The 25,131-nt window shown below is 35.6% G+C and carries 19 protein-coding genes and 1 tRNA gene; 2 read left to right on the top strand and 18 right to left on the bottom strand.

Annotated features, from left to right (window positions below):
• Window positions 1-96: 96 nt before the first annotated feature.
• Window positions 97-1,569 carry a lipopolysaccharide biosynthesis protein gene (locus tag ABYT26_RS07730; RefSeq protein WP_372752556.1) on the top strand — a complete coding sequence of 491 codons (1,473 nt, stop codon included), beginning with the start codon at window positions 97-99 and terminating at the stop codon, window positions 1,567-1,569.
• A 6-nt stretch (window positions 1,570-1,575) separates the two neighbouring features.
• On the opposite strand, the gene ABYT26_RS07725 is transcribed toward ABYT26_RS07730, so the two are convergent.
• From ABYT26_RS07725 to ABYT26_RS07670, 12 genes are all read right to left on the bottom strand, one after another.
• Complete coding sequence (locus ABYT26_RS07725; RefSeq protein WP_372752554.1) at window positions 1,576-2,544, bottom strand: polysaccharide pyruvyl transferase family protein; 969 nt, start codon at window positions 2,542-2,544, stop codon at window positions 1,576-1,578.
• Window positions 2,545-2,563: 19 nt separating this feature from the next.
• The gene (locus ABYT26_RS07720; RefSeq protein ID WP_372752552.1) at window positions 2,564-3,943 is read right to left on the bottom strand and encodes a D-ribitol-5-phosphate cytidylyltransferase; all 1,380 of its coding nucleotides are present in this window, start codon (window positions 3,941-3,943) and stop codon (window positions 2,564-2,566) included.
• Window positions 3,944-4,049: 106 nt separating this feature from the next.
• Entirely contained in the window at window positions 4,050-5,270 is a 1,221-nt protein-coding gene (locus ABYT26_RS07715; RefSeq protein ID WP_372752550.1) for a CDP-glycerol glycerophosphotransferase family protein, read from the bottom strand.
• Complete coding sequence (locus tag ABYT26_RS07710) at window positions 5,267-6,490, bottom strand: CDP-glycerol glycerophosphotransferase family protein (RefSeq protein WP_372752548.1); 1,224 nt, start codon at window positions 6,488-6,490, stop codon at window positions 5,267-5,269. The genes ABYT26_RS07715 and ABYT26_RS07710 overlap by 4 nt, the downstream gene beginning before the upstream one ends.
• On the bottom strand, window positions 6,483-9,101 hold the full coding sequence (locus ABYT26_RS07705; RefSeq protein WP_372752546.1) for a YfhO family protein: 2,619 nt from the start codon (window positions 9,099-9,101) through the stop codon (window positions 6,483-6,485). Before ABYT26_RS07705 ends, ABYT26_RS07710 begins: the two co-directional genes overlap by 8 nt.
• A gap of 278 nt (window positions 9,102-9,379) precedes the next feature.
• On the bottom strand, window positions 9,380-10,933 hold the full coding sequence (locus tag ABYT26_RS07700; RefSeq protein WP_372752544.1) for a glycine--tRNA ligase: 1,554 nt from the start codon (window positions 10,931-10,933) through the stop codon (window positions 9,380-9,382).
• Between the two features lie 165 nt (window positions 10,934-11,098).
• Window positions 11,099-11,347: a DUF4834 family protein gene (locus tag ABYT26_RS07695; RefSeq protein ID WP_372752542.1), complete on the bottom strand. Its 249-nt coding sequence runs from the start codon at window positions 11,345-11,347 to the stop codon at window positions 11,099-11,101.
• Window positions 11,348-11,573: 226 nt separating this feature from the next.
• The gene (locus tag ABYT26_RS07690) at window positions 11,574-13,046 is read right to left on the bottom strand and encodes a DUF5723 family protein (RefSeq protein ID WP_372752540.1); all 1,473 of its coding nucleotides are present in this window, start codon (window positions 13,044-13,046) and stop codon (window positions 11,574-11,576) included.
• Window positions 13,047-13,067: 21 nt separating this feature from the next.
• On the bottom strand, window positions 13,068-14,726 hold the full coding sequence (locus tag ABYT26_RS07685; RefSeq protein ID WP_372752538.1) for a hypothetical protein: 1,659 nt from the start codon (window positions 14,724-14,726) through the stop codon (window positions 13,068-13,070).
• A 112-nt stretch (window positions 14,727-14,838) separates the two neighbouring features.
• Window positions 14,839-17,598, bottom strand: coding sequence for a DUF3352 domain-containing protein (locus tag ABYT26_RS07680; protein ID WP_372752536.1), 2,760 nt, complete (start codon window positions 17,596-17,598; stop codon window positions 14,839-14,841).
• 307 nt (window positions 17,599-17,905) lie between these two features.
• On the bottom strand, window positions 17,906-19,438 hold the full coding sequence (locus ABYT26_RS07675; protein WP_372752534.1) for an aldehyde dehydrogenase family protein: 1,533 nt from the start codon (window positions 19,436-19,438) through the stop codon (window positions 17,906-17,908).
• A 202-nt stretch (window positions 19,439-19,640) separates the two neighbouring features.
• The gene (locus tag ABYT26_RS07670; protein ID WP_372752532.1) at window positions 19,641-20,633 is read right to left on the bottom strand and encodes a dihydroorotate dehydrogenase-like protein; all 993 of its coding nucleotides are present in this window, start codon (window positions 20,631-20,633) and stop codon (window positions 19,641-19,643) included.
• 352 nt (window positions 20,634-20,985) lie between these two features.
• Between ABYT26_RS07670 and ABYT26_RS07665 the strand changes: the two genes are divergently transcribed.
• Window positions 20,986-21,067, top strand: a tRNA-Leu gene (locus ABYT26_RS07665).
• Between the two features lie 201 nt (window positions 21,068-21,268).
• Here the strand turns inward: ABYT26_RS07665 and ABYT26_RS07660 are convergent.
• The 6 genes from ABYT26_RS07660 to ABYT26_RS07635 all read right to left on the bottom strand — a co-directional run bounded on the left by ABYT26_RS07660 (window position 21,269) and on the right by ABYT26_RS07635 (window position 25,112).
• Window positions 21,269-21,508, bottom strand: a complete 240-nt coding sequence (locus ABYT26_RS07660) for a hypothetical protein (protein ID WP_372752530.1) — start codon at window positions 21,506-21,508, stop codon at window positions 21,269-21,271.
• A 76-nt stretch (window positions 21,509-21,584) separates the two neighbouring features.
• The gene (locus ABYT26_RS07655) at window positions 21,585-22,865 is read right to left on the bottom strand and encodes a hypothetical protein (protein ID WP_372752528.1); all 1,281 of its coding nucleotides are present in this window, start codon (window positions 22,863-22,865) and stop codon (window positions 21,585-21,587) included.
• Window positions 22,866-22,962: 97 nt separating this feature from the next.
• Window positions 22,963-23,355 (bottom strand): hypothetical protein, encoded by a 393-nt coding sequence (locus tag ABYT26_RS07650; protein WP_372752526.1) that lies wholly within the window; start codon window positions 23,353-23,355, stop codon window positions 22,963-22,965.
• Between the two features lie 3 nt (window positions 23,356-23,358).
• Window positions 23,359-23,643, bottom strand: coding sequence for a helix-turn-helix domain-containing protein (locus tag ABYT26_RS07645; protein ID WP_372752524.1), 285 nt, complete (start codon window positions 23,641-23,643; stop codon window positions 23,359-23,361).
• A 112-nt stretch (window positions 23,644-23,755) separates the two neighbouring features.
• Complete coding sequence (locus ABYT26_RS07640; RefSeq protein ID WP_372752522.1) at window positions 23,756-24,496, bottom strand: hypothetical protein; 741 nt, start codon at window positions 24,494-24,496, stop codon at window positions 23,756-23,758.
• Between the two features lie 49 nt (window positions 24,497-24,545).
• Window positions 24,546-25,112 (bottom strand): hypothetical protein, encoded by a 567-nt coding sequence (locus ABYT26_RS07635; RefSeq protein ID WP_372752520.1) that lies wholly within the window; start codon window positions 25,110-25,112, stop codon window positions 24,546-24,548.
• Window positions 25,113-25,131: the final 19 nt, after the last annotated feature.

The following is a 25,131-nucleotide window of genomic DNA, read 5'->3' as shown; positions in this document are numbered from 1 at the left end:
CTTCAATTCGAAAGAGCAGTTACATTTGGCATATTTTCACAAGAATTCAATTTTGTTAAATTTGTCTTAAAATCAATAGCTAAAACTAAACATTAGGTGGGAATTATTCGTCAACAAACCATTAAAGGAACTGTAGTTTCTTATTTTGGAGCTATTTTAGGTCTTATCAATACCGGCATTCTGTTTCCACGCATTTTGGGCGAAGATCAGATTGGATTGCTTAACTGGTTGGTGGCGCTATCGACCATAGCTGCACAGTTTTCTTCTTTTGGATTTAATGGTGTTACGGCCCGTTTATTTCCTTATTTCCGGAACGAGAATCGCAATCATAATGGGTATTTGTTCATTCTATTTTGGGTTGGAATGTTTGGTTTTGCACTTTCGCTGGTGGCTTACTTTTTGCTAGAGCCAGTAGCTTTTGCGGTGTATTCTGATGAATCTCCTTTGTATTTGAACTATCTGTTCTACTTAATTCCTTTGGTGTTTTTTACTTTGTTCTATAACCTGTTTGATGGCTACAATCGGGTAATGTACGATGCGGTTTCTGGTACGTTTTATCGCGATATTGTATTCAAAGTAATTGTTTTAGGGATTATTATTTTGTATTGGAAAGAGCTTCTTGATTTTACTCAGTTTGTATTTTTCTATGTAATAGCCTTTTGTTTACCAACGGTTTTGCTCTTCCTTTTGCTTGTAAAACGAGGTCAAATTTCTTTTTCTTCTAATTTAAAATTTGTTACCCCAAAATTGCGTAAATCCATGATTAGCGTTTCTCTCTTTGGCCTTTTAAATGGCTTAAGCGATAAGTTTGCGAATCAATTGGACAGGATTATGATTGTTAGCTATATTGGTTTGGGAGCCAATGGAATTTATGCGACTATGGCTAATTTTGGGGTTCTGGTTTCTATGCCAGCCCGTTCGTTGCGAAAAATAGCCAGTACAGTAATTGCCGAAGCCTGGAAAAAAAAGGATTTAGATATGATTGCCAAAATTTATTCTCAAAGTGGTTTGCATCAATTTATGTTGGGATGTTTGCTTTTTATTGGTATTTGGGTAAACATCGATAATGTGATTGAGATTGTGACTAAGAATTATAGTACAGGAAAATATGTTGTTTTTTTTATTGGTATTTCGCACGTAATACAAATGCTTTCGGGCGTAAGTGGTGTAGTGATACAAGCTTCTCCTAAATATAGGATACAGACTCTTTTTATGGGGTTTTATGGAGTTTTTATTGTTCTTACCAATTTGATCATGATTCCGATATGGGGAATTGTGGGAGCTGCCATTGCCTCGTTTACCGCCAGTTTTTTGTATAACTTATTAAAGTACCTTTTTCTGTGGTGGAAATATGGATTTCAGCCCCTTACTATAAGGTATGTGTATGTATTAGGGATAGCCTTAATTGCTTACTATATTGGTTATTTATTCCCTACGATGGACTGGTTTATTCTTGATATTGTTTTGAGAAGTACTTTGGTAGGCTTTGTTTATTTATTACTGAGTTTTTCTATGCGAATTTCAGATGATTTTAATGGGTTTGTAAAGAAATATCTGAAACTAAAATAATTCGTTTTATTCTTCTTCAATAAATTTTTGAACTCTTTCGATTAATTCAGTTCTATATTTTAAATGAGCGTTAGGGTTTCCTTGCCTATATTTGTTTATTATTTCGTGAAGCTCATTAGAAGATTTTTGTTGGATTTCCTCCATATTAATTGTATTCAACATCGATTTGGTATAACTACTTAATCTACTTGAGTCAAACTTACGACTTAATTGACCATCGATAAAAATAACCGGAGTACCAAAAGCCAGACATGGCAGCGCTGTATGTAAACGCGAAGTAACAACTAGTTTCGCATTGGCAAGTTGCTTTAAAAAATCGGTGGCAACATCGAATCGTTCTTCGTGAGTGTATTTTTTTAAGCTACGTTCCTGAATTATGTATTTGGCTTTTTGCTGAATAGTTTCCGGGAATAGTTTTTTAATTAATTGTCTTTTCTTAAAGGCCTGAAAAATGACTTTAGGGGTTCTAAGAATACTTCGAATAAGTGTCTTGGGCGTTATATTAGGATTGTATCTTGCCATATTGTACAAAACATCGCTAAATATAATCTCATCCTTATAATCCTCATCTACATAGAGATGCTTATCCAGAGTCAGAGTCAGGCAACCCGAAAAATAGGCATTTACGCCTTTGGTTTTTAATAATTCAACAGTATCATGATCGCGACAACCAATAGGTTCGTGTAATTTATAATACTCAATGGCTTTATCGCTAATTAATAAGTCTTTAGTTTTAGGCGAAATATGAAAGGATACAAAAAGAGGATTAATATTTTTACTTGGTGGCCAGTTTTCCGGATAATGCATAAACCAGCCATTTAAAATCAGCTTGTGCTCATCGCCATAATATTCCGAAAGCGTTTCTTTGTTTAGAAATTGATCGACCTTAGGTAAGAAGGGAACTTGTGCTAAACTTTGAATGTATTCTCCTATATTTCTAACCTTATCCCAATAAACTAATAATCCGAATTTCATATTTAGCAGTTTTATTGGTTTATCTCTTAATATAAACAACCTGACCAGTAAGATCAGATAATAGGGTTTGTATAGAAATTTTTGCTACATCTTCCGATTTTAAAAGGCTATCTACCGGTTCGTTGCCAAAGTTCTTAACCCGCATAGGCGTTCTTGTTCTTTCCGGATTAATGCAATTTACACGAATTCCAAAATTTTTCCATTCTTCCGAAATTGCCTGAGTAAAATTAACAGCTGCCGCCTTTGTCGACGAATATAGGCTGTAGGATGCTCTTCCCCTGGTATAAGAGCTAGATGTGAACAAAAGTAAATGACCCTGTGTTTCTTTCAGGTACTCAAAGCCCTCTTTTGCTATATTAATCATACCCAGATAATTAACTGCAATAATTTCTTCAACAGTTTCCTGGTCAACGTTTATTAGTGCTTCTTTGTTTAATATGGCAGCTGTATTTATAATATAATCAATTTTACCTGTCTTTTGATGCACTTCTTCCAGGCTTTTTCTCACATCCTCAACATTTTTAACATTTACATTATTTTCTGATCTGCTAAAAGAGAAAACACTGGCACCTGCATTTTTACAGATATTGTAAATGTCTTTTCCGATACCATAACTACCACCAAAAATAACAATACACTTATTTTTAATCTGATTGATATTTTTAGATTCAAAATCAGAGGTTTTAAATTCCTGATTTTTTAGCTGGAATAGTTTATCGGCGATAAACATATCCAAATCGTAAGTAATCTTTATGTTTTCTGCCGAACCTTCTACCACAGTAATGGTTTCTTCGGGTAAATATTTTAACACCACACCACAATCGTCGGTTGCTTTAAAAAGCGGATCGGCAAGTGCTTTTTTGTAGGCTTTTTTAATGGTTTTTAACCGAAATGCCTGTGGTGTTTGTCCTTGTCGAAGATGATCGCGGTTGGGAACATTTACAATTTGATCCTGATCACTTACCTCAATAATGGTATCGGTCGCTTTTACGGCAACATCAACCGCATTGCAAGTGCTTAGGCTGTTAATTACCTCGTTAATAATGGTTCTGTTAACGAAAGGACGAACGGCATCATGAAATATCAGTTTTATTTGGTCAGCATTCTCCTCATCCTGGTATGCATTTATAGCTGCCAGACTAGAATCGCTTCTTTCTTTGCCACCCAATAATATTTTCTTAACCTTATTGTATTGATTGTTGTTTACAATGGTTTCTATTTCGTTGGTAAAGTTTGGGTTTATAACAATGGCTACCTCATCTATACTCTCGCATTTTTGAAAAACATCTAAAGTGTGTTCAATAATTGTTTTGCCAGCTACCTTAATAAACTGTTTTGGGAGATTGCCTCCAAATCGGGAACCATTCCCTCCGGCTAAAATTACACCAATATTTCTCATATTGTTTTTACCTGATATAGATGAGATGAAAAGATTTGTTCTTTGTTACGAGTGCGAATTTACTATTTATTTGGCTAGTAGGGAAGCCCGAAAGATATAATAGGAACTATTTCATTAACATTTTGTCTATTTCGTTACTGATACGCTCCGACGCTTTTCCATCCTTATAGGTGAAAGCAAGATCGCAAATCTCACTTCTTTTAGCTTGCTGTGTGTCCTTACCATCCATAAGTATATGACTAATCCAATCTAAAAGCTCTTTTTGTGAGTAGCACTTCTCACCTGCTGTAATCCATTCATAATCGAACTGAATAGCTCTATCTTTTTCGATATATTTTTCGTAATCGTAAGGATAATACAATATGGGTTTATTAAGCAAGAGGTAATCCATATAAATGGAGGAATAATCTGTTACTAAAAGATCCATCATTTTAAGAGCAGGATAAATGTCCAACTCATTATCGTACCATATAATATTCGAAAATATTTCCTGATTATCCGTTAAATCCGTGTAGGTGTGAAATTTAAATACAAATACAATGCGATTCCTTTTTGCATATTCGTTTAAGTCTTTTAATTGAATGGCACCGCTCGAAATAGGATCTCCTCCTGTTTCACGATAGGTAGGCGCATATAGAATAAGCTTGTAATTCTCCTGTTTAAATAGACATATTTTATGGTAGGCTTTAAGATCACATTGATTTAAATCGATATCTGTTATTTCTCTAAAAAAAACATCGTTTCGGGGATATCCGGTTTCAATTATTTTGTCCGATTTAAAAGCTCTGCTAAAAAGTTGTTCGCTGTAAAATTCCGATGTTGATATTAAAACATCGTATTTAGGATACAAAGCATATAATTTAGCCTCCATGCGAGGAAAAAACTTTTTCTGATCCTCGATATAGGAAGGACTGTCCAGTTGTATTCGTTTAAAGCCTACACCATGCCAAAGCTGTACTATTTTCGATCTAAAAAGTAGGAAATACCTGAAATCTTTAATCCATTCGTAGATATCGACAACTGCAATTTTACAGCGCAGCAATAGAAAAACCGATTTAACACTTGGATAGCAAACAACATTATTGTAGTATTTTTTAATTTCCTGATATTCGTTTTTGCTATAGGTTAAAAAATATAAGTTGTCGTGTGTTTTTTCAAGATGTTGATATAGGAACTTAATGTTTCCCTGAAAAAGGCCTTCTTTTCTACCACCAATAAAAACAACAAGATCTTTCTTTTTAGGGAAAAGGTAAGTAAGTGGAAGTAAAATGCACCAACCAATAAAGGCATAAATAACAATGCTTATTCTACGTATTATAATTTTCATTTATTAAGACTTACAATATTTTTATAAACTCGTTCGCAATTATTCTGATCGGTAAAGTAGTGATACGTTTTACAAACGCTTTGTCGCCATTCTCTATCCAGTTCAGGATTGTTAATATACTGGTGCAAGCCATCTGTAAGCTCTCTCATACTAGTGAACTTTTTTCCGGGGGTATTACGCTCGTAGTCCAATAAAATACCTTGATAACTCTTGTACTCTTCCAAATCGTAAGGAATAAAACACATAGGTTTGTCTAAAAGTAAATAATCGACCAAAATCGATGAATAATCAGTAATAAGAATATCAACAAATGGCAATAATTGTGTTACATCAACGAAGATATTCTGCTCGGCTTTTTTGACTCTTTCCAATGCAAAGAGAGCTGTATCTCTTTTTATACTTTTTCGTTTTACTGATTCTTTGTGACCTCTAATAAGAAGATAAGCATCATTTTTTTCTAAAAAAGTCTGCAATTGTTCAGGACTGTAATCTTCGAAAGGAAAAAATTGAGTTAGTTTGCCATCTCTCCAGGTTGGGGCGTATAAAATCACCTTTTTATTCAAATAAGGATGCTGTTGAAGTAAATCGGCATTTTTATTATTTTCACTCAATAAATAATCATATCTGGGCATTCCACTAATCCAAATCTGATTTAAATGCACTCTAAAGCCCGAAGCCAACATCAAGCACTCAATATCGGAACAGGCAGTAAGGTAGGAATAGGATTGCAGTTGGTAGGATTTTCCAAATTTATTCCATACCGGAGTTTGGTAACCAATTTGTTTTACGGGTGTTCCATGTCCCAGATAAATGATGTTTTTGCATTTTTCGTGCAAGTAATAAGGAAAAAATACGGCGGCACTGGTTCCATACGAAATGATTACATTTTTGGTTTGCAAAAAAAGCTTTACTGCTTGCAAAGACCATGCATAAGCCACTTCACCCGGAAATTTTTTATTTAATTCCTGATACAAATTTTTGTTGGCAGTAAACAGAAGGCTGTTAAAGTCGTTCTGTGTGCGCATGTATTCGAACAGGTATTTTGAATTGTCGTAGTAAAATTTTTCAGTGAGGAAAAATAGAGCAATGTGATGATTTTTGCGCACCAATTTTTCCAGTAAGTAATAAAAATTCCGCATACAAAACACCACCAAATGCAGAAAGACAATTTTCTGCATAAAGTTTAAGAATTGATATGTTCCTGCGTGTTTGCTACTCATTTTTTAAAGGTTCTTTTTTGTAATTTTTAATTCCAAAAACAATACCACCAGCTGCAAGCAAGAAGAATAAAATCATGCTTGCCAGTGATATATTTTCACCTATGTAGTAGCCTTTAGGTTCAAATTTGAATTCTATTTTATGATCTCCTGCTGGCAATCGCATTCCTCTCAATACATAGTTTGCACGAAAGTGCTTGGCTTCTTTTTCATCGATATAAGCATTCCAACCCGGTTGATAGTATATTTCGGAGAATACCGCTAGCTGTTCCGTTTTTGCGTGGTAATCGTAAGTAATGGCATTGGGAGAATAGTCTTTCATTTGAATACTTGCGGTAGAATCGGAAGCAATAGTTAACCCTTGCAACTGATCTTCGAAGCGCTTGTCTACAAGTACTTCTTTGGCAGGATCGAAAGCAGATAATGCCATAATTTCTTCGTTCGAATTAGCTACGATCTTAAAGGATTTAACCAGCCATGCGTTTCCCAAAGCATCCGGATTGTAATTTGCCTGCATTCCTTTATCACCTTGAGTGATTTGGTAGCGTACGTTTAGCATGTTTACTACTTTCGCATTGCCTTTTTCAATTTGATAATCATATAATTCCTGAATGCGACGAAGTTTAGCTCCGTGGTAACCTCCTATTGATTTATGAAAGTAGGAAGTTCGTGCATTTTGGAATGGAGAGCCTGTTTTTTCAAAAACCCGATAATTGGTATGGTAGGTAACGGCCCAAAGTTGAGCAGCTACTTTCTCATAATCGGTGGCTTTTCGATGCTCGCGAGTATATTTCGTTAAGGCATCATTAGCGATGGTCTGTAATTTTGGATTGTTTTTTAGTTCCGATTGAAGAATCTGATAATCGGCCATATTAGGCATGTAGGCCAAACTCAAATCTTTCTTTTCTACAAAGTTGTCGTTTGTAGTAAATCGTTTGTTTACAGGATATAAATCAGCAATTATTAATACAACAAGAGCAATAATAAACACTTCGGTTTTGATGTGTTTTTTGAAGAATGCAAACAAAGCCACTATGGCTAATGCTATAAAAACAATGGATCTTAGTGCATCGGCTCTAAATATATCAATTCTTGCCTCTATCAGATCGTTTTGAATTTGGCTGATTATTCCTATTGCATTTGGGTTGGCTTGACTAATTTGTTGGAAGTAATTTACTTCCATTTGACTCAAAAAATCTAATCCTAAGGTAGGAATCAGGTAAAGAAGAGCAGAAAGTCCAGCGGTTAATGCTAAAGGAATAACAAGTACATTTACTGAAAGTGAGGAAATGGATATTTTACTTTTTAGGATTTCGGGTTTTTCAATGATTTTTTTTACGGTAAGTATTGCCAATAAGGGAACACAAAGTTCTACAATAACCAGAATTGAAGAAACAGCTCTAAATTTATTGTACAAAGGCACATAATCGAAGAAAAGGCTTGTTAGTGGTGGGAAATTGTGTCCCCAGGAAAGCATAATTGCCAAAATAGAAGCAGTTAGTAAGCCCCACTTTAATCGTCCACGAAGAATGAATAATCCTAAGATAAAAAGGAAAAGTATAATGGCTCCTAAGTAAACAGGTCCAGCTGTAAAAGGCTGATTTCCCCAGTAGTGATGGTTATCTACCTGTTCTAAACCGTAGTAATCGGCAACACTTTTCATTTGCCCGCTGTTGATATAATTTAGCACTTGCATGCCTTCTTGTGGGGCTCCAGCTCCACCTTTTACATTCGGAATAAGCAAACTTAAAGTTTCCTGAATACCGTAACTCCACTGAGTTCCATAGTCTTTATCAACTCCTGATGTTTTGTTGTCTTTATCGCCTAAGCTAAGTTCAGATTTGGCACGTATGGTTGATTTTGTGTAGTCGTAGGAGTTGTATAAATTGGTGAAATTTACGCCCAAAGCTATAATAGATGCTATAGACAGAACACCAATTGCTCTGAAAAAATGAGCTAGTTTTTTCTGTTTAAATTGATGATAGAATTCAAAACCTAGAATACAAAGAACCATAATTACAAAGTAGTAGGTCATTTGTATGTGGTTGGAATAGAGCTCCATGATTAGGAAGAATGTTGCGAGTAATCCACCCCAAAGATATTTTCCTCGGAGCACCATTAATATTCCGGCCAGGGCAGGAGGAATAAAAGCCAATGCATTTACTTTCCACAAATGACCGGCTCCAATAATAATAACAAAGTAAGTGGAGAAAGCATAGGCAATAGCTCCAGCTATGGAAAGCCAAGGATTAACCCGAAGGCTAATAAGTAAAATGTAAAAGCCAATCATGTATAAAACCAGATACTTTACAGGATCGGGAGTGTTAAACTCCATCAGTTTCTTAAAAACGGACATGTCTTTTGCTTGATAATCGACATTAATGTGGTAGGAAGGCATGCCGCCAAACATGGAGTTGGTCCATAAGGCATTTTCCCCTGTTTGCTTGCGATAATCAATAATTTCCTTCTTTGCTCCCCAAGCATTTATCGAGTCTCCTTTTTTTAATACTTTACCTTCTAAGGCAGGTTGAAAATAAACGAAAGCAATACTTACAAATATGATTATGGAAACCAGATGTGGCAATGCCGATTTAAATATCGATTTAAAACTCATATTTAATTATGAATTAGCAGTTATAAATTATGAGTGAATCAATTCATAATTTATCATTAATAATCTTACTTTTCGATTCAGCGCCTAAATTACAAAAAGACCAGAACAAATTTATACAGAGCTACACTTAATATTCTATCTTGCTGTTTTTCTGTCTTGCCAGCTACTTTTTAAATTGGGAGATTATGGTTTGTTAGAGGGGAAGGCGAGTTAGATAGGAATACAAAAAAATGGCCATTCTCATTGAGAATGGCCATTGCTATATTTGTAAGAAAAACTTATTTCAATTTCTTGAATAGTTTTTTCATGCTTACTTGATCTTCAACAATAGCAAATAGTTTAGAGATTTCAACACGTTCTTGCTCCATAGTATCGCGATGACGAATGGTAACGGTATTGTCTTCTAATGATTGATGATCGACAGTTACACAGAAAGGAGTACCTATGGCATCCTGGCGACGGTAACGCTTCCCAATTGAATCTTTCTCGTCGTACTGACAGTTGAAATCGAATTTCAAGTCGTTGATGATTTCACGAGCTTTATCGGGCAAACCATCTTTTTTCACCAATGGCATCACGCAAAGTTTAACCGGAGCCAAAGCAAGAGGTAAACGAAGAACAACACGTTCATCTACCTTACCATCTTCTTTTTCAATTTTTTCTTCCTGATAAGCTTCCGACATAATTTGCAGGAACATACGATCTACTCCAATAGAAGTCTCAACTACATAAGGAACATAGCTTTTATTCAATTCAGGATCGAAATATTGAATTTTCTTACCCGAGAATTTCTGATGCTGGCTTAAATCGAAATCGGTACGAGAGTGAATTCCCTCTACTTCTTTAAATCCGAATGGGAATTTAAATTCTACATCCGTAGCTGCATTGGCATAATGAGCCAATTTATCGTGATCGTGAAAACGGTATTTGTTATCCTCAAAACCAAGAGCTTTGTGCCAACTCATACGAGTTTCTTTCCATGCGTTGAACCATTTCATTTCATCGCCTGGGCGAACAAAGAACTGAAGTTCCATTTGTTCAAATTCACGCATGCGGAAAATAAACTGACGAGCAACAATCTCGTTACGGAAGGCTTTACCAATCTGCGCAATTCCAAAAGGAATTTTCATGCGACCCGTTTTTTGAACGTTTAAGTAGTTCACAAAAATTCCCTGGGCTGTTTCCGGACGAAGGTAAATTTTGCTGCTTCCATCTGATGTTGATCCCATATCGGTAGAGAACATCAAGTTGAACTGACGAACATCTGTCCAGTTTTTCGATCCCGAAATAGGACAAGCAATCTCATTATCTACAATAATTTGCTTTAATTCGTCCAAATCGTTTTTATCCAAGGCTTCTACAAAGCGAGCATGCACAGCATCCATTTTTTCTTTGTTAGCAAGCACACGAGGGTTGGTTTCGCGGAATTGAGCTTCGTTGAAACTCTCACCAAATCTTTTCTTGGCTTTGGCAACTTCCTTGTCCATTTTTCCTTCGTACTTCGCCATCAGATCTTCAATTAAAACATCAGCTCTGTAACGTTTTTTCGAATCTTTGTTGTCAATCAATGGATCGTTAAATGCATCAACGTGGCCAGAAGCTTTCCAAATGGTAGGATGCATAAAAATTGCAGAATCAATGCCCACCACATTTTCGTGCAGTTTTACCATTGAATCCCACCAGTATTTTTTAATGTTGTTTTTCAACTCAACGCCCAATTGCGCGTAGTCGTAAACGGCACTCAATCCATCGTAAATCTCCGATGATTGAAACACGAATCCGTATTCTTTACAATGAGCTACCAGTTTTTTGAAAACATCTTCCTGAGCCATAAATCTTATATTTTGTAGTTTGTTAAAATTTTGGTTTTGATAAATAGTGTCTTTTTGCTTGAAAATCAGGAGTCCTAAAAAACAAGCAGGGAGCAAAAGTACAAAAAAAAGCCAATTAACGCTTTAGCCAATTGGGTTTTTAATTTTGCAACGATCTTAGCTTAATTAATCATCTACTTCCTCGAAATCCACATAGTCGCCAATATCTTTTTTGTTTGGATTTCCTTTTGTAGTACTGGTTTTGTCGATGGTGACTTCGCCTTCTTTCTTTGTTTGTTGCTGTTGTTGTTGCTTGGCTTTGTCCTGCATTTTATCGAAGGTCTTTTGCACCAAAAAAGGAAAGATCGCTCGAATTGTCCACTTTAGTAGATAATAAATGCCAATGGCTATGATGATAAATTTTAATAATCCCATGTTCTTTTGTTTTGAAACACAAATATAAGCATTTCATTATTTTTTCAACTGTTCTTTGGCATCGACTTTTGGTCGTTCCTTTTGTGCTGATTTTTCCTTGCAAGTTCTCTCTCTTGTTTCTCGCTTTGGGGGCGTTACTTCAATTGTTGAGGCATATGACGCAATTAGATATTAAAAAAAGACTGCCTTGTTGGGCAGTCTTACTTGAGTGGTGGTGTACTCATATTTAGCGATACAAAGGTTTCTTTTTATTTTTGATTTTGTCTTCGAAAGAGCAGGAATTCTTCTTTTTGGTTTTGTCTTTGCATCCAAACAATAGGTTGATTCCAAAGCGAACATTCGCCAAATGTGCTGAATTGGGCTGAATGGCAGCCATTACATTATCGCTAACCACATAAAATTGGGTAGGTCCTAGTTTTGCAGCCAAACCAAATCCAATGTTGTTGTATGAATTGTTAACAACCGAATAGCTTAGGCTTGTGCTCAAATTTCGGAAGAAGCGAGCGTTGGCCGATAATGTTAATGACGATTGAACGGTACCATTAAAAATTTCGGTTCTGCTTAATGCTCCAAGATTTACTTTTTTGTTGAGGTCGTATGTTCCTCCTAAGTAAATTTTTGTAGGCAAAGCAACCGAGTAGGAACCCGTTGCATCGTTTACTCGAAACTCATCAACAATAGAATCGCTTAGGTCCTCAAAAACATCTTCAATTTCTTCATAGTTTGGATCATTTGAGTTCCCCGATTGTGACCAATCGGCACCCTCCCAAGTAAAGCTTCCATCTTGAGAAAATTCGTAACCGTCGGTTTTCCATTTAATGGCACCAATATCTAAAATACTAGCATAAAGGCGAGTTCTCTCATCCATCTGATAGGTCATACCAAGGTCTACTGCAAATCCTTTGTTGTCGGTATTGGTAAAGAAATCAGCATCGTAATCGTCTCCTTCAATATTGATATCGTCTACATAGCCATCGGAATCTAGGCGAATTTCGTTGATTGGCATAGAAACTAACAAGCGATGTTGAGAATTTAGAACAATCTGATCGCCAGTAGATGAGGTGAAAACCGACATAGCAGATTCTGCCATGTGCATGTTGGCAATTCCAAATAGCATTTTTCCCTTCACACCAACCGTCCATTTGTCGTTGATTTTTTTCGATACGCCCAGCGCTATTTCATGGTAGTAGCTAGCATCCAAACCAAGTCCTCCCCAGTTGGATGTTCTTCCTCGGTAATCGTAGTTTCCATCCTTTAGAAAAGTGATCATTTCCTTGTCGAAATTAAAACGAGAATCTTCCTTTTCAATCACATCAAGGGTAAAGTAGTAGTCTTTGGCACGTATTCCCAGTGCAAAAAGGGTGATTTCTATCTGTTGCGATACAAAATTTGTAGTTTGTAATGCATCGTGAAAGCTATTGACATCTACCACCAAGGAGTCTGCTTGAATTCCTGTCCCATCGGTAATTACATCATTATAGGCAAAGCTACTGTTGCTGTAGTTTAGATAGATAGAACTTAGGGCTGGAAATCCAACGAAAACTTTACATTCGGGTTGAATAGCCGGATTTAGTTGATTCGATTGCGGCACATTTTGCATCAAATACAAGCTGTTGTTCATTTTTTGTCCAGAAACAGAAAGGGATAGAAATAGGAACAAAAAGCCTGTTAAAAGGATAGTATGTTTAGAGTTATTCATAGGTGAAAAGACTGGTATTACTTAGTTTGAAAGATTGACTTGAGCTTGAACTGAAATTGTGAATACTAATTCATCGTCGCCCATTAGTTTTACAGCAATGTTATCATTATCGGTGCTCACACTCGCATTGATGATCAGGTTTTTGGTTTGGTTTAGGTTTTCGATTTGACTTTCGGTTAATTCTATTTCGTGTGTTACTTCCTGAATTGATGATTCGTCGACTTCACCTATATTATCACCAGTTGTAAATACTTCAGCGGCATCAATTACTTCCTGATCGGAAATGGAATCGATTATCTGGTAATTCTCATCTGTAAAGTAAATTTTATCAATACTTACGTTTAGGGGGTATCCATTTTCTGCTACAATAATAATTGCGGCATTCATAATGTCTTCTGTATCGCTAATGTCTAAATTGTTAACGGTATCTTTCAGGGTTAAATTGTCTGCTGTAAGATTTAGAGGAACATCAATTTTAATGTCGACATCGATGGCCGATTGGTTGCTAATGATGTTGGGCGAACTTGAACTTGGAGCAGTACTTCCTGGATTTAAAGTTACGGAGCCTGAATAACTCAATTGCTCAGAAGGTGGCAAAGCCATTAAATTAACAATATCAGAATTGTCTTTGTCGAAAATTAGGGTATCGGTAATGCCGCTGGCCACTTCTGCAATAGTAGTCGGGAAATTCTCAAATTGTGCTTCACTTGAAGGATTTAGAGAGGCAGTGTTTCCATTGCTGCTGTATCCGGTAATGTCGGCGTTAATTTGAAAGGGAACGCCAATGGAATTTTGTGCGTAAAGAGAAATGCTCGGATCGGTAAATTGATAATCTCCTTCCACATTGTCCCAAAAATCAACATTCATATCTATGTTTCCACTTTCCAGGGTAATAATTTGATTTCCAAAATCGCCTTGGGCCAGAGAAAAATCGATATCTTCAACTGCCAGGGTGATTTCCAGATCGCCAGAACCTGTAATAATGTGACTAGCATTATCCTGAACTGCAATTTCGAAAGTAATGTCGATTTCGTTACTGTTTGTATAGGGATTATTGAATAGTATGTTTAAGTCGGATAAACTTAGGCTTTCCTCCTGATTCGTTGCGTTGGCTGCTATGGTGTAGGTTTCCGTAACGCTACTTTCAGTAGAGCTGGCATTGGGTAGGCTAATGTTAATTTCAATTTCGGTATTCAAAGGATTAGTGAATAAAAATTGGATGTTCGCATCCAGATCCAACTCATAAAGAATAATGTCTTCCTCAGATGTTATGATCTGAATTTGATCAGTTTGAGGATCAGGATTTTCAAAAGATGAGTAAGAGATTCCTAAAGATGCATCGGGCAGGGAATATGAAAAATCGAGAGCTTCTTGATTTGGGAAATCCAATACATCTGCCACAGTGTAAGAAAAAATATCTTCCTGAGAGTATTGAATGTGAAGCAGTCCTTCTTCATCCAAAACAATACTTTGATCTTCGGTATTTGCTTCGTGCTGATTGAGTAAGTACCAAAGTGAATAACTTCCGTAACTTACGGGAACAATTAGGTTTGGTGTCCATTCAATATTATCAGAAAGTCTATCAAAGTCGTAATCATCTTCGTTAAAACAGGAACTTATAGAAATGGTAAGCAGCCCCAGTAAAAGAAAGGCTGTTAAGATTCTAGGTCTTGATTTCATAGGTTTTTTTTTATGCAAAAATGTAAAATTTTCATTCGTAAAAAAGAAAAGAAAAAATTCATCAACCTATAATTTGGGTTGATGAATTATCTCTTTTTAGTTGATAAATGGCTTATTGTACGGAATAGTTAAGCAGGAAGTTTCGATTATTTCCTACATAAAGATTAAAGGATTTATTGCCTTTTTTCGAAAAGCCAATTGAGAATTCCGTATTGCCTTTTAGTGGAAATCCCACGTGGTTATTTCCTTCATTATCAATTAGGAAAATCTTATTCTCATCTTCAAGGCAGATGCCAATTTCGGTGTTTCTTCTTGAGAAACTGTACACATTTGGTTGAAAGCTTATTCCAGAATCGAATTTTTTATCGAGAATTTGTTCACCCAAATCATTAAATATCTTTAATAAGTTGTAATCGGCAAAGAGGTATTCATTTTTTCCATCGGAGTTCATATCGGCAGCCAAAAAGAAATGAGAATCGGAGAGTTGGGTAAATACTTTTTGTTCCACTTTCCCATTGAAATAGATGTAGTAAATGCTTCCATTTACATCAGTAGTTACTAATCTGTCTTCTTGTTTTCCGATAGATCTTTCCAGATAAAAAGTATTCTTTTCCGATTTGGAGAATTGATCTTTTAATTTCACTCTTTCTTCGCCTCGTCGGTTTAAGATGTAGACCCGATATTGGTCGGCATAAACGATATAATCTTTGTTGTTGACTCTGAAATGTTGCACTTCGCAAGTAATTTTGTTTTCAGCTTCAGCGGGATTCCAGCCACTAATAATCTTTCCATCTTTGCTATAGGCATAAACCTTTTTATCTCGACATGGAATAAAAAAGCGATAGTTCTTATTCTTGTCGTAATCGAATACCGAAACGCCATGAGCAGCATCTGCTTTTAAGCGAATGGGGTAATTGCTTACATTATTTCCATTTCTATCGACTAACTGAAGATGGTTTTTAGTGGCAAAAAGATATTGAAGTTTTCCATTTTTAAAGAGATCTATTTGGTGAACTTTGCCAATGATTTGAGAGTCAAGAGGCTTTTTCCATAAAATTCGTCCTTCAGGATTTAGAAGATAAAGTTGATTGCTGATGTCCTGAATCAGGATTTCGGTTTCTTTGGTATAATGATTTGTAACCAAATAGGGTTTGTGTGTAAAGCAGGTATCGAGGTGAGATTCCCAATCGGTTTGAGGAGCTAACTCCACAATGGGATCGTATTGAACGAATAAGTTGTTGTAAATCAGATTTCTATTCGAGCTAATTTGCAAGCCCAGTGCTTGAAACTTGTTCACACTTTCTTTGTGATTCTGAACCTCTTTTTGCAATAAAGGATTTAACATGCTCGACAATAGAGCATTTGCTTTTGGTGTTGATGCATAGAAATAAAAGTTTGCTTTGTTGGAAAGGAACTCCTTATTTTCCATATAGTTTTTATTGGTGTTGAGTGTTTTTCCAAGTACCGATTCCTGAATAAACTGCGAAAGAGAAGCCCGATCGGGTCCCATTACCATGTAGTTACCAATAAAGGTAAAGTAGGCCGATGAGGCATCACTAAAGAAGCTTCCAAAAAGTTTTTCAGGAATGCGATCTTCAGGCAGTTTAAAAATATCAAAATGGGTTTCTTTATCGAGCTGATAAGTATACTGATAGTAGGAAAGGCTACGTTTTTGTTTTTGCGCGTAGGAAGAAATCATTTTTAGCATTTTTTCCTGAGCAATACTTGCACTTTTTGTTCTAATGATGGTAAATCGCTTGCCGTTTTTTCCTTCGCCAAAAGTCAAGCCAATTTCTTTGTGAATGATGGAATAAATCAGCTCTTCGTAATTGACTCCTGTTGTATTTTTTATCTCGTTGATATTTTTCTGATAGTTCGATAATTTTCCAATCTGATCGAGATATTTTCGGTATTTGCCTTTGTGTAGTGCAGGATCGTTCATTCCAAGAATGGCTAAAATACTAGTACTCGATGGAATCATATCTTCCATTTCCATTTTAATTGGTTCTTGCTGAAGAAAGAGATTCATTAGTTTGCCTTGTTGAGCATCGCTATAGGTAAAACCATTTAGCAGGATGATGTCATTTCTGAAACTCAGATCCAATTCGGTCCAATTGGCAAGGTTGGTGTAGTTACGAATGAATTTGCTGTAGCTATTGTCTAGAGATAAAGAAACTTGTTTGGGAAAAGTTTTCAGATTTAGAAAAATATTGGCATCCACATTTTTGCCTATGGTTCTTCTTATCTTCTCAAAGCCTTTAGTTTTCGAAATGGAATTTTCAGTACTTAGCTGTAATATTGAGTTTTCGAGGAGTAAGATCGATCGACTGACAATAAATAATCCTTTTGAGAAAGTGAAATGGGTGCTTTTAGCTTCTTTTTTGGCAGGAATGCTGTAAATGTTTGTTTTGTGGTATTGTCGTTCCGAAACCGATGAGTCGAGTCCTACCCAATTAAGAATGGCATTTTTAATTTTCTTTTCTTCCAGATAGTCCGAAATGGGAAGAATGTAGAGGTATTCAATTTCATTTTTTCCTTGTAAGTGACTTGCCAAAGTAAACGATCGATCCAAAGAGATGGATCCTTCCGAATCAAAATTTCCAATTAAACTGTCTAAAAATTCAAGGTTTTGGTTGATTTTTGCAATCCCATCGAATTTACTGAGCTCTTTCCACGCACCCGTATTGTTTTCCAATTTTGTAATTAAGTGTTCTAAACTTTCAAATTGAACAATCATTTCGGAATTCACAGGAATGGCAGAGAAAGGATCGATGCCTTTGTATTCGCGTTGTTTTTTAAGATATAAATAGCCTAAAGTGGTAATTGCCAGAAGCAAAAGAATTAGCAAAGAGGTCAGAATTTTTCTTAGCATGGTAATTAGGTTGTGTGGTAAGGTAATGCATCAAAAATAGCAATTTAAAGAATCTTTAGGAAATTATGTGTTGGATATTATTCCTCTTTAATTCGGATTTAGGATTCGTGTAAACACCTGTTTTTGTGGGCTTTTTATTTTTCTTTTTTAGAATGCGCTGCATGAGGGCTATTAAGAAGCGAATAAAGAGAAATTATTGATTGATATTATTGATAATAAGAGTCAGTTTTGTGTAGAAAGAAAAAATACCCCGGCAATTGTCGGAGTATTCATTTCAGAATAAATGTAAGTGTTTGGTGTGTTGTTTTTAAAAATCAAATTTAATTCCTTGAGCTAAAGGCAAGTCTTCGCCATAGTTTATGGTATTAGTTTGTCGTCTCATATAGGTTTTCCAAGCATCAGAACCCGATTCTCGACCACCTCCGGTTTCTTTTTCTCCTCCAAAAGCACCGCCAATTTCGGCTCCCGAAGTTCCAATATTCACATTGGCAATTCCGCAATCGCTGCCCACAGCCGAAATAAACGTTTGAGCCTCTCGCATGTTCATAGTAAAAATTGATGAGGAGAGTCCCTGAGGCACATTGTTGTGTAATTCAATGGCTTCATCAAGAGTTTTGTATTTCATGATGTACAGAACCGGAACGAAAGATTCATCCTGCACAATTTGCCAGTGATTTTGCACCTCGCAAAAGGTAGGAACCACAAAATTTCCGTCGAGAACTTTATCGCCAAAAACAATTTTTCCGCCCGCTTTCTTTACTTCGGCAATGGCCTGTTTGTAAACCTCAACAGCAGCGCTATCAATTACTGGTCCAACCAATGTTTTTGCGTCAAGCGGATTTCCAATTTTTTCTTCTACTTGTTGGTAGGCATTCAGCAATCGGTTTTTTACTTCCTCGTAAATACTTTCGTGGATAATCAGTCGTCGGGTAGAGGTGCATCTTTGTCCAGCAGTACCTACCGATCCGAAGACAATTCCCGGTATGGCTATGTCTAAATCGGCTGTTGGAGCCATAATAATTGCATTGTTACCTCCCAATTCGGCAATGGTTCTGCCCAAGCGAGCACCTACTTTTTCGGCTACTCGTTTTCCTATGGCGGTTGATCCGGTTACTGAAATCAAGGGAACACGTTTGTCTTCTATAAAATTATCACCCATCACAGAGGATTTGGCAACCACCAAGTTGAAAACGCCTTCGGGTACATTATTTTCTTTTAATACTTTTTGAATGATATTGTGGCAAGCGATAGCGCACAAAGGTACTTTTGAGCTTGGCTTCCAGATGATAACATCGCCGCAAACTGCTGCCAACATTGCATTCCAAGCCCAAACGGCAACGGGAAAGTTAAAAGCCGAAATTACACCTACAATTCCCAGTGGATGATACTGATCCATCATTTTATGATTTGGGCGTTCCGAATGCATGGTAAACCCGTAAAGCATTCTCGACTGGCCAACAGCAAAATCACAGATGTCTATCATTTCTTGTACTTCGCCTAATCCTTCTTGGTAGATTTTTCCCATCTCGAGACTCACCAGTTTTCCCAAATCTTCTTTAGCCTCGCGAAGTGCATTTCCTATTTGCCGAACAATTTCGCCTCTTTTGGGTGCAGGCATTTTTCTCCACACCTTAAATGCTTCCTGAGCAGTTTCCAATACCTTTTCGTAATCGTTAAGATTGGCATTTTTAACCTTTGCGATTAGCGATCCATTAATGGGAGAGTGAGATTCGCTTGTATTACCCTTGCAATTGAACCATTTTGTTCCGGTAGAAACTCCTTCATTAAGGGGAGCGATTCCCAAGCGTTTAAGTGTTTCCTGAACTCCAAAATCTTTCATTTTTTGTATGATTTGTGTTTGCCAGAGAGTGAATCTCAGTCAAAAAAGGATTTATAATCTCAAGTTTTTATTCGTAAATACAAGATAATGATTGTAAGTGCTTTTCAATATGATATATATCATGTGAGTCGTTTTGATTTGAGTGCAAAAAACTACACGAATCAACAGAATTTAGCTTGCTTTGCTATCAGTAATTATTCATTTAAAGAACAAAATTTCTGAAATTCTTCATGAATTGTACTCTTTCAAAAGCAGCGGGATCATTCGATTTCGATTGGCTCATTTTGCCTTTAAAATCCTCTATGCTTTTAAAATTGTGTTCTTCCATCCAAGCGTAAATTTCCTTCGAAAGAACATCAATGTATTCAGGTCCGTTTTGATAGAGAATCGAGGCTATCTGAACAGCATCGGCACCGGCAAGTAGATGTTTTATAATACTTTCGGATGTGTGTATGCCTGTGGTACCAGCAAGAGAACAGTTAACTCGCTCCGACATAATTCCTGTCCATCGTAAGGAATTTTTATAATCGTCGGCATTGGATAAGATCTGTCCGCTTGTTACGCGTAAGGTATTAATGTCGAAATCGGGACTGTAAAAGCGGTTGAACATTACAATTCCATCGGCATTCATGTCATCGAGACGTTTAATTAAGTTGGACAGGTTGGAATGATATGGACTTATTTTTAAAGCAATGGGAAGTGCAACTTGTTCTTTTACTGTTTTTAGAACATCGTAATAAATTTGTTCATTTTCATCGCCTGTTCGGTTCATGTCGGTGGGTAAAACAAAAAGGTTAATTTCCAAAGCATCAGCACCTGCTTTTTCTATTTCCTGAGCAAAGTAGGTCCATTTTTGGGCGCTTACACAATTAATGCTTGCAATAATTGGTATGGAAACAGCCGCTTTGGCTTCTCGAATCAAGCGTAAATATTTTCGAACAGTGTCCTCTTCGGGTTCTTCGTTCATGTAATCGAAAGTCTCGGGATAAACAAAAGGACGATTGGTCATGTTTTGGATTTGTTCATCCATTTCCATGATAATTTCTTCCTCGAACAGAGATTTAAGCACAATTGCTCCTGCTCCGTGCACCTCTAATTCAATGATTTTCTCAATTGAATCGGTGAGTCCCGAACTGGCAACGATTATAGGGTTACTAATTTTTAATCCGAGATATGTGCTAGCTAAGTTTGGCATGATAGAAAGTTTAGTTAATGTGTTGTTTGATATTTGTACCTGAGTGATGATTGGAATGTAAATTACAACAAAACAAGTAATGTGTAATGCTAATATAGAAAATCTTGTTTTGATTCGCTAGGATGTTTCTGGGGGAAATGAGTGCTTATTTTGATTTTTTGCGATGGAATCAATTTTTGTTCTTTGAAAATAACAGTGCCTTTTTACAGATATAATTAAATGAAGCTCAGTACATCCGATGTTTATTGACTTATAGCTTGTCTTAAGAGATGAAAAAAAAATCAAAAAAATGCAGTTTTTGTTTTGTGGGAATGAAACAAAGGTCTATATTTGCATCGCATTCAAAAGCAATGCCCAGGTGGCGGAATTGGTAGACGCGCTGGTCTCAAACACCAGTGGGGCAACCCGTGCCGGTTCGATCCCGGCCCTGGGTACACTTAATAAATGGAAGTATCTAAAACCCTGTTAGTTATCTAGCAGGGTTTTTTATTTGTCCCCATCCTGTCCCCATATTTCAAAATTAATTGGATATTTTTTTCCGTTCTCCAAAAAACTAATTATTAGGCTCAAAAGTTAAGTTTCATTAAGTTCTTAATCATTTGCGCTCTTTTTAGATTTACGGAAATGCAAATTTTTTACCATTCGATATTTATTGGCTCATCAATAGTACTATTGACTGTATTGATTTTAGGTAAGGCGTAAGGCATTAATTTAATTAAGATATCTAGTCTATCTTTTGGGTCAAGACTTTTCAATTGATTTTGTAATTGTTGCAATTCTTCGTGAATAACATTCTTTAGACTTATTCTTAATTCTTTGGTCAACCTGTTTGGCGTGCCTTTTTTTCTACCTCCATGTTTTATTCTTTCGCTCATCGTATTTTCTATTATTGACTACTTTAGTAAAAGTAATGATTTTTTATTTTCCATAGATTTTATCTATCTAGGTTGATCAACCAACATTAAATAAACGATATTGATCTACTGGATAAATTCGTTTCTGTTTTATTTCAATATTGCTTTTGGTATTCCTTATATTGTGGGCAATCTCTTTGACTTGCTTTTTTAAATCAGGTTCATCCCAATAATCAGATAAATATTTTCGTTTCAACATTTCAAATATTTTCGGGTAATGCTTTTGATAAAAATATAATCCTGTATGCGATAACATTGAACTATCTTTTTTCTGTTCGTATATCGGTAAGCCTGTAACCAAACAAATTTTATTCTCTTTCGATTGGGGTATCTGAATTGACAATATAACTAAAGGGTCAATAAGGATACCCTTGTCCATTTTTATAGTGTGCAAAATGGGAAAGTTTGAACTGTGTTTTTCTTTATCTTCCTGATTCAATTCTTGGTCAATTCGGATACCCCTACAAGAAAGGATATTTCCTTTTTGCTCAATTAGGTTTGTAATCTGTTCTGATATATTGTCAGAATTTTGATTAATTAGTTTAGATAACTGTCTTTTATGCTTTTTAAATGAAGAATTTGAACTTCTTTCAATAAGTTCCTGCCAATACATCGGATTTTTATATTTTAGTAGTAATCTACTGTCTGATTTGATAGTAGAATCATAGAATAAAATCCTTTGCCATTCCTCAACCAGTACAGATACAAAGTTTTCTAATTTGTAATTAAGTAAGTCCTGGAGGTTAACAATTCCTAACTTCTTTACTTTCTCCATTTTCCGATACTTAATCTCAAACCTAAGTAATTCATGTTCAATATTATATCCTTTATCTCGATATTGTTTTGCTTTGTTGTAAATTTTTATAAAATATTGCGAGTGTTTCGCCTGTATGTATTCGCCATTGTTTTGAACATTACACCATTTAAAAGGTTCTGAACAATGAATAAAACAAGACCTTAATATTTGCTTTGTATCGTGCGTTGGTGTGATGTTTACGCCCAATTCTAAACCTTTTAAAATCATTTGATGAGGTGCAATATTAAATTTGTCTTGTATGTCCTTTAAAACGTTTAAAATTGATACAATATTGAAGTCGTTGTAATTGTGTTCGCCATTGTTCCAGTATTTATGCAAACTGCCTTGAATAAGTATGTAATTACTCGGGAAAATTTGAAATAACAAACCTCTGTATTTTGCTTTTCCTTTTAGTACTTCGCCCGTTGCTTCGTCAAATTCACCAATAAAATTCAAATACTTATTTTCTTTTAGTTCTGAAATATTGACGCCTTGCAATTGAACTTTGATATAGTCAATCATATTCCTAACTTAGTAGGGTAATGCGTTGCCAGTATTACTACATTTGAATAATACGAAAGGAGGTTTTAACGCCTCCTTTTGCTTTACCCTGTGATTTCTATTGGTATTTGTCTAATATTGCTTTAAAATTGCCATTGGTAGGGTAGTATCCTTTGTAGTAATCTATCAATAGATACTCTTTGTCTTTAGAGAATTTAAAAACGATGAGGTTCTTTTTTCCTAAGTGCATACGGTCGCCAAAAAACACGTTTGGGTTATTGGTTTTCTTTAATCCTGTAACCTGTTCACACTTCGCCCAATTGGTAGTATCTCTTAATCTCAGATATTCATCAAATCCTTTTCCGTTGCTGAATTTCCGAAACTGTTCTATTCGGATTAAGTCGGTTAATACTCGGATTTGTGCACTTGGTTCTAACTGATAAACTGTGTAGACCTTTTTCGCTCTCTCTACCTTGTAGATGTGGCGAATGTATTTTACGTTGCCAGTCATCACCTAAATAGATTGAATTGGAATAATTGCCTGTTCTACTTCGTGGCGTTTGTAGTAAATGCGGTTGCCTATGCCATACGCCTTTAGTTTGCCTTTCTTAGTCCAGTTGTGAACCGTACTCAGGTCAACATGAAGTAATTCCTTGACTTCGTTTCTGGTCAAATACTCGGTGGGTTCTTTCGGTTGAAACAGATCTTTTAAATCGTTTAACTGTTCCTTTACGCCTGTAATAATGGCTTTTTGTAGTTGCTCAGGTGTTACCTGAATGAATTGAATTGTGTTGCTCATAACATGAAGTATTAATTTGAATTATTAATATTTCAAAGGTTGTATGCAACACGTATTGCAGTGGTTACGGTATTGTATTTAGTCGGGTACGGTTCTGTATTTGTTAGTTTTTCTATTGTTTTTGCTTGTATTTGATCGTACCTAGTTCAAATTTATTATTTCTATTTTTTTCAGATTTTAAGTCAATTGATTTTAATTGTGACAAATTTGTATTGAAATGCTCGTTCATATAATTGTAAAACTCTTTAGGTGGCGTTTCGTCATGTATAAATTTGGGTTTCATTTTGGTAAATAGATAACTGTAATCTGTAACATTACCAGGTTTTGGGTCAAAGTATTCAACTTGATGAACAAAAAATAAAAACGATTCATAATTTTTAAAAATCCGACTATTATATCTTTTGTCTTTTTCTGTTTGTTCTTCGTGTGGTAGGTTGGTGTTTGTTTTTGTGGTTAGGTGAATCTTGTTTGATGGAGAAGTGGTAGATTCAGATAGTTGATTATCTAATAAAGCATCTCGTTTTTTTATTGAAATTTCTAGTTTCTTTTTCAGAAATGCCAATTTTCTTTTTGCAGAATTTCTTACTAATCTTTCATCTGATGTATAATAACTTGGGTCAATATCATTAACGTTATTAGTTTCTACAAGTGGTTTAAGAAAACTTATTTGTTCTTCAATATATTCAACTTCTGTCATGTCATACCAATCATTTAAAACAAATTTATCTCTATTTGTTTCATAATTTGATATGTAATCTTTGGAAGAACATAATTTGTCTTCGTTATTTAGGAAGTGTTGATTGGTGTCTACTATTATTTTTAGTGCTTTTTTAACTTTTTTTGATGGTTTCATTTGAATAATATTATTAATGTACGTTGCCAGTTTAATAATATAGAATTAATCAAAAACCACTATCTTTTGCGATGTGGGTTTGTTTTTTGTTTTCGTTATTGTAGGAATTCATCCACCAGTCATAATTCCATACCATTAGTTTTACAAGATATACGGTTCTGCCCGATAAGATGTAACTGATAGGATACATTTGTACAATTGTTGAATTATCACTTTTATTTAGTACTAATCCCCATTTGCTATGTGAAGCAACATAGTTTACGGGTGCATTCCACCATTCATTATCAATAAAAGTTTCGTAACCAAGAGATTCAAAAAAACCTCGTGTGTGAGTCAGGTAATTAGCAGCAAGATCATAAGACTGACCAAAAGCACTACCTTTGGGAGTTAGAAGAATACCTGCCAATTTTCCATTGTTATAGACAAAGTTTTGGGTGTATATTCGATAAATAAAACCATTTCCAATATCTATGTTGGTGTATTCTAATTTATTTGTCTTGAACTCCTTTTTTGCTTCTGATTTTGTCATGCCATATTCAAAACCTTTGAAAATAGTTTGGCTGTAACAAAAACCGCATAGAATAATTCCGATAAAGACTAAGACTAATTTTTTCATAAAATAAATTTAATGATAT

Origin of the sequence: Labilibaculum sp., assembly GCF_041595635.1 — a bacterium.
GTDB lineage: Bacteria > Bacteroidota > Bacteroidia > Bacteroidales > Marinifilaceae > Labilibaculum.
Note: the sequence above shows the minus strand (reverse complement) of the source record. Positions and strands in the feature narration are given on the sequence as shown.

Excerpts from the sequence above, each read along its gene's own strand:
- ABYT26_RS07725 (WP_372752554.1), bottom strand. The coding sequence starts at position 2,544 with ATGAAATTCGGATTATTAGTTTATTGGGATAAGGTTAGAAATATAGGA.
- ABYT26_RS07720 (WP_372752552.1), bottom strand. The coding sequence starts at position 3,943 with ATGAGAAATATTGGTGTAATTTTAGCCGGAGGGAATGGTTCCCGATTT.
- ABYT26_RS07715 (WP_372752550.1), bottom strand. The coding sequence starts at position 5,270 with ATGAAAATTATAATACGTAGAATAAGCATTGTTATTTATGCCTTTATT.
- ABYT26_RS07710 (WP_372752548.1), bottom strand. The coding sequence starts at position 6,490 with ATGAGTAGCAAACACGCAGGAACATATCAATTCTTAAACTTTATGCAG.
- ABYT26_RS07705 (WP_372752546.1), bottom strand. The coding sequence starts at position 9,101 with ATGAGTTTTAAATCGATATTTAAATCGGCATTGCCACATCTGGTTTCC.
- ABYT26_RS07700 (WP_372752544.1), bottom strand. The coding sequence starts at position 10,933 with ATGGCTCAGGAAGATGTTTTCAAAAAACTGGTAGCTCATTGTAAAGAA.
- ABYT26_RS07695 (WP_372752542.1), bottom strand. The coding sequence starts at position 11,347 with ATGGGATTATTAAAATTTATCATCATAGCCATTGGCATTTATTATCTA.
- ABYT26_RS07690 (WP_372752540.1), bottom strand. The coding sequence starts at position 13,046 with ATGAATAACTCTAAACATACTATCCTTTTAACAGGCTTTTTGTTCCTA.
- ABYT26_RS07685 (WP_372752538.1), bottom strand. The coding sequence starts at position 14,726 with ATGAAATCAAGACCTAGAATCTTAACAGCCTTTCTTTTACTGGGGCTG.
- ABYT26_RS07680 (WP_372752536.1), bottom strand. The coding sequence starts at position 17,598 with ATGCTAAGAAAAATTCTGACCTCTTTGCTAATTCTTTTGCTTCTGGCA.
- ABYT26_RS07675 (WP_372752534.1), bottom strand. The coding sequence starts at position 19,438 with ATGAAAGATTTTGGAGTTCAGGAAACACTTAAACGCTTGGGAATCGCT.
- ABYT26_RS07670 (WP_372752532.1), bottom strand. The coding sequence starts at position 20,633 with ATGCCAAACTTAGCTAGCACATATCTCGGATTAAAAATTAGTAACCCT.
- ABYT26_RS07660 (WP_372752530.1), bottom strand. The coding sequence starts at position 21,508 with ATGAGCGAAAGAATAAAACATGGAGGTAGAAAAAAAGGCACGCCAAAC.
- ABYT26_RS07655 (WP_372752528.1), bottom strand. The coding sequence starts at position 22,865 with ATGATTGACTATATCAAAGTTCAATTGCAAGGCGTCAATATTTCAGAA.
- ABYT26_RS07650 (WP_372752526.1), bottom strand. The coding sequence starts at position 23,355 with ATGACTGGCAACGTAAAATACATTCGCCACATCTACAAGGTAGAGAGA.
- ABYT26_RS07645 (WP_372752524.1), bottom strand. The coding sequence starts at position 23,643 with ATGAGCAACACAATTCAATTCATTCAGGTAACACCTGAGCAACTACAA.
- ABYT26_RS07640 (WP_372752522.1), bottom strand. The coding sequence starts at position 24,496 with ATGAAACCATCAAAAAAAGTTAAAAAAGCACTAAAAATAATAGTAGAC.
- ABYT26_RS07635 (WP_372752520.1), bottom strand. The coding sequence starts at position 25,112 with ATGAAAAAATTAGTCTTAGTCTTTATCGGAATTATTCTATGCGGTTTT.